This window comes from Ideonella sp. P3_A4, from assembly GCF_056403075.1.
Genome location: NZ_JBFUGE010000520.1, coordinates 1 through 4304 on the forward strand (window position 1 = coordinate 1; position 4304 = coordinate 4304).

Consider the following 4304-nt stretch of genomic DNA (forward strand, 5'->3'; position numbering starts at 1 on the left):
GACAGGATGCGACGCCACCGGGTGCTGGGCCAGCGACGGTACGCGCCTGGAGAAGTCGGGGCCGAACCTGATCGGCCCACGCGGCACCTGCACGATGCAGGGCGCGGTGCTGCGTTGTCCCCAGTAGCCACCGAGATCGAGAGACGCATGGCTGGGCACGGCGCTTGCCATGTGCCCCAGCATGCGCACCGCCCTTTTCGCGTTGCTGTGTTCCACGGCATTCGCCGCCGCAGCTCAGCAGCCCGACGGGGACGCAGCGACGACTGAGACGGACAAGAGCTATCTGTGGCCCGCGCTTGAAATCGTCGGTTTCGACCTGCTGCTCAGCAACTACAACCGGCAGTTCAGCGGCACGTCGGACTACGACGTCAGTTGGTCGTCGATCCGGCGCAATCTGCGGGGGCCGTGGGTGGTCGACAACGACCCGTTCCGAGTCAACCAGTTCGCCCACCCTTACCAGGGTTCGCTCTACCACGGCGCGGGCCGCTCGACCGGGCTGAGCTACTGGGAAGCATCGGCGCTGACCTTCGTCGGCAGCGCGTGGTGGGAAATCACCGGCGAGAAGACGCCACCGGCCAAGAACGACCAGATCGCCAGCGGCATCGCCGGCAGCTTTCTCGGCGAGCCCTTGTTCCGCATGGCCCGGCTGGTGCAAGACCGCAGCGACCTGCCCGACAGCTGGCGCCCGTGGCTGGCAGCGGCCATTTCACCGTCGGTGGGCCTGAACCGGCTGGCTTTCGGCTCGCGCTTCGAGGGCTCTTTCTCCGACCACAACCCCGCCTACAGCGGCCGGCTGAACCTCGGCTGGTCCCACGCGGTGCGAGAGGATTTCGGCCTCGCCCACGACTTCAAGACCGACGCTTTCCAGGCCGACTACACGCTCGACTACGGCCTGCCGGGTCAGCCCGGCTACCACTACAGCCGCCCGTTCGACTACTTCAGCTTCCAGACCCTGCTGTCCAGCGCCAACGGCGTTGAAGCGCTCGGCTCGCGCGGGCTGCTGTTCGGCACCGACTACGCGGTGGGCGACAACTACCGCGGCATCTGGGGGCTTTACGCCGGCTACGACTACTTGTCGCCGCAGATCTTCCACGTCTCGACGACCGCGTTGTCGCTCGGCACCACCGGCCAGTGGTGGGTGTCGCCCAAAGTGGCCTTGCAGGGAACGGCGCTGGTCGGGCTCGGCTATTCAGCCGCGAGCACAGCGCGCAAGGTGGTGACCGACACCTCTGAATACCACTACGGGATGGCACCGCAGGTTGCCCTGGCACTGCGGGTGATCGGCGGCGACCGGATGATGCTCGACGTCTCCGCGCGGATGGTCTCGATGGGCAACATCAACCGCCGTGCGGCCGGGCGTGACGACATCTCGCGCATCGCCACCGCGCTCACCTGGCGCCTCCAGGGGCGGCATGCCATCGGCGTCAACTACGTCTGGTCGCACCGCGAAGCGGACTACCCGTCCGCACCTGGCACTCGTCAGCAAACGCTGGGAACGGTCGGCATCTACTACACGCTGCTCGGCCAACATGGGGTCGAAGCCGTGGACTGGCGCACCACCGAGGCAGCGACCGACCACTGATCAGCGGTCGTCGGTGCCGCCCTGGGCCTTCAGCGCATCGATCAACACCCGCGTCTTGCGCGGCATGTGGCGCGCCGCCGGGAACACCGCGTGGACGCCGCCGGTGGGCAGGTGCCACGCCGGCAGCACCTGCACCAGGCGACCGGCCGCCAGATCGTCGGCGACAACGAAATCCGGCAGGATCGCCAAGCCGCCGCCGGCCAGCGCAGCACTGCGCAACGCCGACGCGGTGTTGGTCGACATCGTTGGGCGGAAGCGCACGTCGATCGGTTCCTGGCCCTCGGTGGCGAAGGTCCACGCCGCCGCATGCGGCAGCACCGTCAGCGCGATGAACGGCCAGCTGTCCAAGTCAGACGGTGATGCCGGTGCCGGCCGCTCACGCAGCAGCGCCGGGCTCGCCACCAACCGGTCGACAAAGCTGCCGATGCGCGTCGCACGGTGGCCTGAGTCCGCCAGCCTGCCGACACGGATGGCCACATCGATGTGGTCGGCCACCAGGTCCATCACGCGGTCGGCGGCCAGCAGCTCGACATGCAGTTCGGGGTATTGCCGCTGCAACGCCACTGCCACCGGAGCGAGCACCATCGCGCCGTAATCGATCGGCGCTGTCACGCGCAAGGTGCCGCGTGGCGCCTTGGTTGCTTGTGACGCCGCTTCGATCGCCGCCTGCGCATCGGCCACGATCTGCTTGGCGGCGTCGTAGAAGGCTTCGCCGGCCTCGGTCAAGCGCAGCGAGCGGGTCGTGCGCAGCAGCAGGCTTGCTCCCACCTCCTCTTCCAGCCGCTGCATGTGCGCACTGACCATGGTCTTGGCCACGCGAAGCCTGGCGGCCGCAGCGGTGAGTGACCCGGCCTCGACCACGGCCACGAAGACCGCGAGTCGGTTCAGGTTGACGTCGGCAAGCGAACTGATTTGGTGTCCTATCCCGCGGAAACTGCCTCGATCTGGGGACCTTCCATCATCGGTGGACAGTGCGTCAAGAATTCTAGGCCTTCTGTTTCGCACCACCGACCATTACGCTGACTGACATCGTTATTCCGGTGACCACCATGACTACGAATTTCCGTCTGCCCACCATCGCCCACCGCCATGTCGACGTCGATGGGCTCAAGGTGTTTTACCGCGAGGCAGGACCAGCCGATGCGCCGACGCTGCTGCTGTTGCACGGCTTTCCGTCGTCGTCGTACCAGTTCAAGCGCCTGATGGAAGCGCTGGGCGATCGCTACCACGTCGTCGCGCCCGACTACCCCGGCTTCGGCTACAGCGATGCACCTTCACCGGCGACCGCCGGCGGCACGTTCACCTACAGCTTCGACAGCCTGGCCGACGTGATCGAAGGCTTTTGCGACGCGCTGGGCCTGCACCGCTTCGTCGCCTACCTGTTCGACTTCGGCGCGCCGGTGGGCTTTCGCATCGCGATGCGCCACCCTGAGTGGTTTGCCGGCCTGGTGATCCAGAACGGCAACGCCTACGCCGAAGGCATGAGCGCGATGGCGCGTGACCTGGCTGCGCTGCGCCCCGGAGCGCCCGGGGCGGAAGATGCGGTGATGGGCGTGCTGACGCCCGAGGTCACGCGCAGCCAGTACCTCACCGGTGCGCGGCAGCCCGAGAACATCTCGCCGGACGGCTGGACGATGGACCAGCAGTTCCTCGAACTGCCCGGCCGCAAGCGCATCCAGGTCGACCTGGCGTTGAACTACCACAGCAACGTCGCGCAGTACCCGCAATGGCAGGCCTGGCTGCGCGAGCACCAGCCGCCGGCGCTGGTGCTGTGGGGCCGCAACGACCCGTTCTTCGTCGAGGCCGGCGCCCACGCCTACCAGCGCGACCTGCCGAACGCGTCGGTGCACCTGTTCGACACCGGCCACTTCGCACTGGAAGAAGACGTGACGGCCATCGCACCGCTGGTCGCCGCCTTCATCGACTCGATCTGAGCTTCAGGGCACGCCCAGCACGCGCGCGGCCAGCTCGGTGTCCATGTACTCGACCAGCTCGCGCAGTTGCCCGCCCTCGACGCGGAAGACCATGCAGTAGTGGTTGTCGTAGCGCTGTCCGCTCTTGGTCATCACGTTGCCGCGGCACTGCACGACGACCTTGTCACCCTCGGCGATGAAGTCGTCGGCCTGGTTGGTATAGKTCGTCTCGAACCGTTCGTACAGCGGCTTCAGCAAATCCTGCAGCACCGCCTGCTTGCCCCGCCATTCGCGGGACCAGGCCCCCTGGCCGGCGATCTTCCAGCAGAAGTCGTCGGCCATCGCGTCGCGAAACGGGCGGCCGTTGCCCTGGGCCAGCTCGGTGAAGATGGCTTGCAATAGCTGCTTGTTGCGCTGGGTGGTGGTGGGGGCATCGAGTTCGCGCTTCATCGTGTCTTGCCTTTCCGGGCTGGTGAAGGGGTGGCCGTGATGGTGGTCAGCGTGTCCAGCGGCGGCCGCTTGCCGCTGCTGATCCACGTGCCATAGAAATCGATCTTGTCGTCGAGCAGGGTCAGCGCCTCGGTCCATTCGGCAATCGTCTGCTGCACGCGTTCTCGGTGCGCCTTCAGCATCGCCTGGCGTTGCTTCAGCGTGGCCTTGCCCTGCTGCACCAGCGCGGTGTATTCGCGCATCTCGGCGATGCTCATGCCAGTGCGGCGCAACCGGTCCATCAGCAGCAGCCAGCCCACGTGAAGCTCGCTGTAGCGGCGGCGGCCGCCGGTGTCGCGCTGCACGCCGGGCACCAGCCC

General features: G+C 67.1%; 5 protein-coding genes. 2 read left to right on the plus strand and 3 right to left on the minus strand.

The window, feature by feature from the left end:
* The first annotated feature begins 181 nt into the window (after positions 1-181).
* Positions 182-1582: a DUF3943 domain-containing protein gene (locus AC1DYI_RS28030; protein WP_477207402.1), complete on the plus strand. Its 1401-nt coding sequence runs from the start codon at positions 182-184 to the stop codon at positions 1580-1582.
* Here AC1DYI_RS28030 and AC1DYI_RS28035 read toward each other — a convergent pair whose 3' ends face one another.
* Positions 1583-2494 carry a LysR family transcriptional regulator gene (locus AC1DYI_RS28035; protein ID WP_477207406.1) on the minus strand — a complete coding sequence of 304 codons (912 nt, stop codon included), beginning with the start codon at positions 2492-2494 and terminating at the stop codon, positions 1583-1585. It lies immediately after the preceding gene.
* 137 nt (positions 2495-2631) lie between these two features.
* Between AC1DYI_RS28035 and AC1DYI_RS28040 the strand changes: the two genes are divergently transcribed.
* Positions 2632-3516, plus strand: a complete 885-nt coding sequence (locus tag AC1DYI_RS28040; RefSeq protein WP_477207403.1) for an alpha/beta fold hydrolase — start codon at positions 2632-2634, stop codon at positions 3514-3516.
* Between the two features lie 3 nt (positions 3517-3519).
* On the opposite strand, the gene AC1DYI_RS28045 is transcribed toward AC1DYI_RS28040, so the two are convergent.
* Together AC1DYI_RS28045 and AC1DYI_RS28050 are read right to left on the minus strand one after the other, a co-directional pair.
* Complete coding sequence (locus tag AC1DYI_RS28045) at positions 3520-3945, minus strand: nuclear transport factor 2 family protein (protein WP_477207404.1); 426 nt, start codon at positions 3943-3945, stop codon at positions 3520-3522.
* On the minus strand, positions 3942-4304 hold a 363-nt coding region (locus AC1DYI_RS28050), incomplete at its 5' end, for a MerR family transcriptional regulator (RefSeq protein ID WP_477207405.1). The genes AC1DYI_RS28050 and AC1DYI_RS28045, both read right to left, overlap by 4 nt.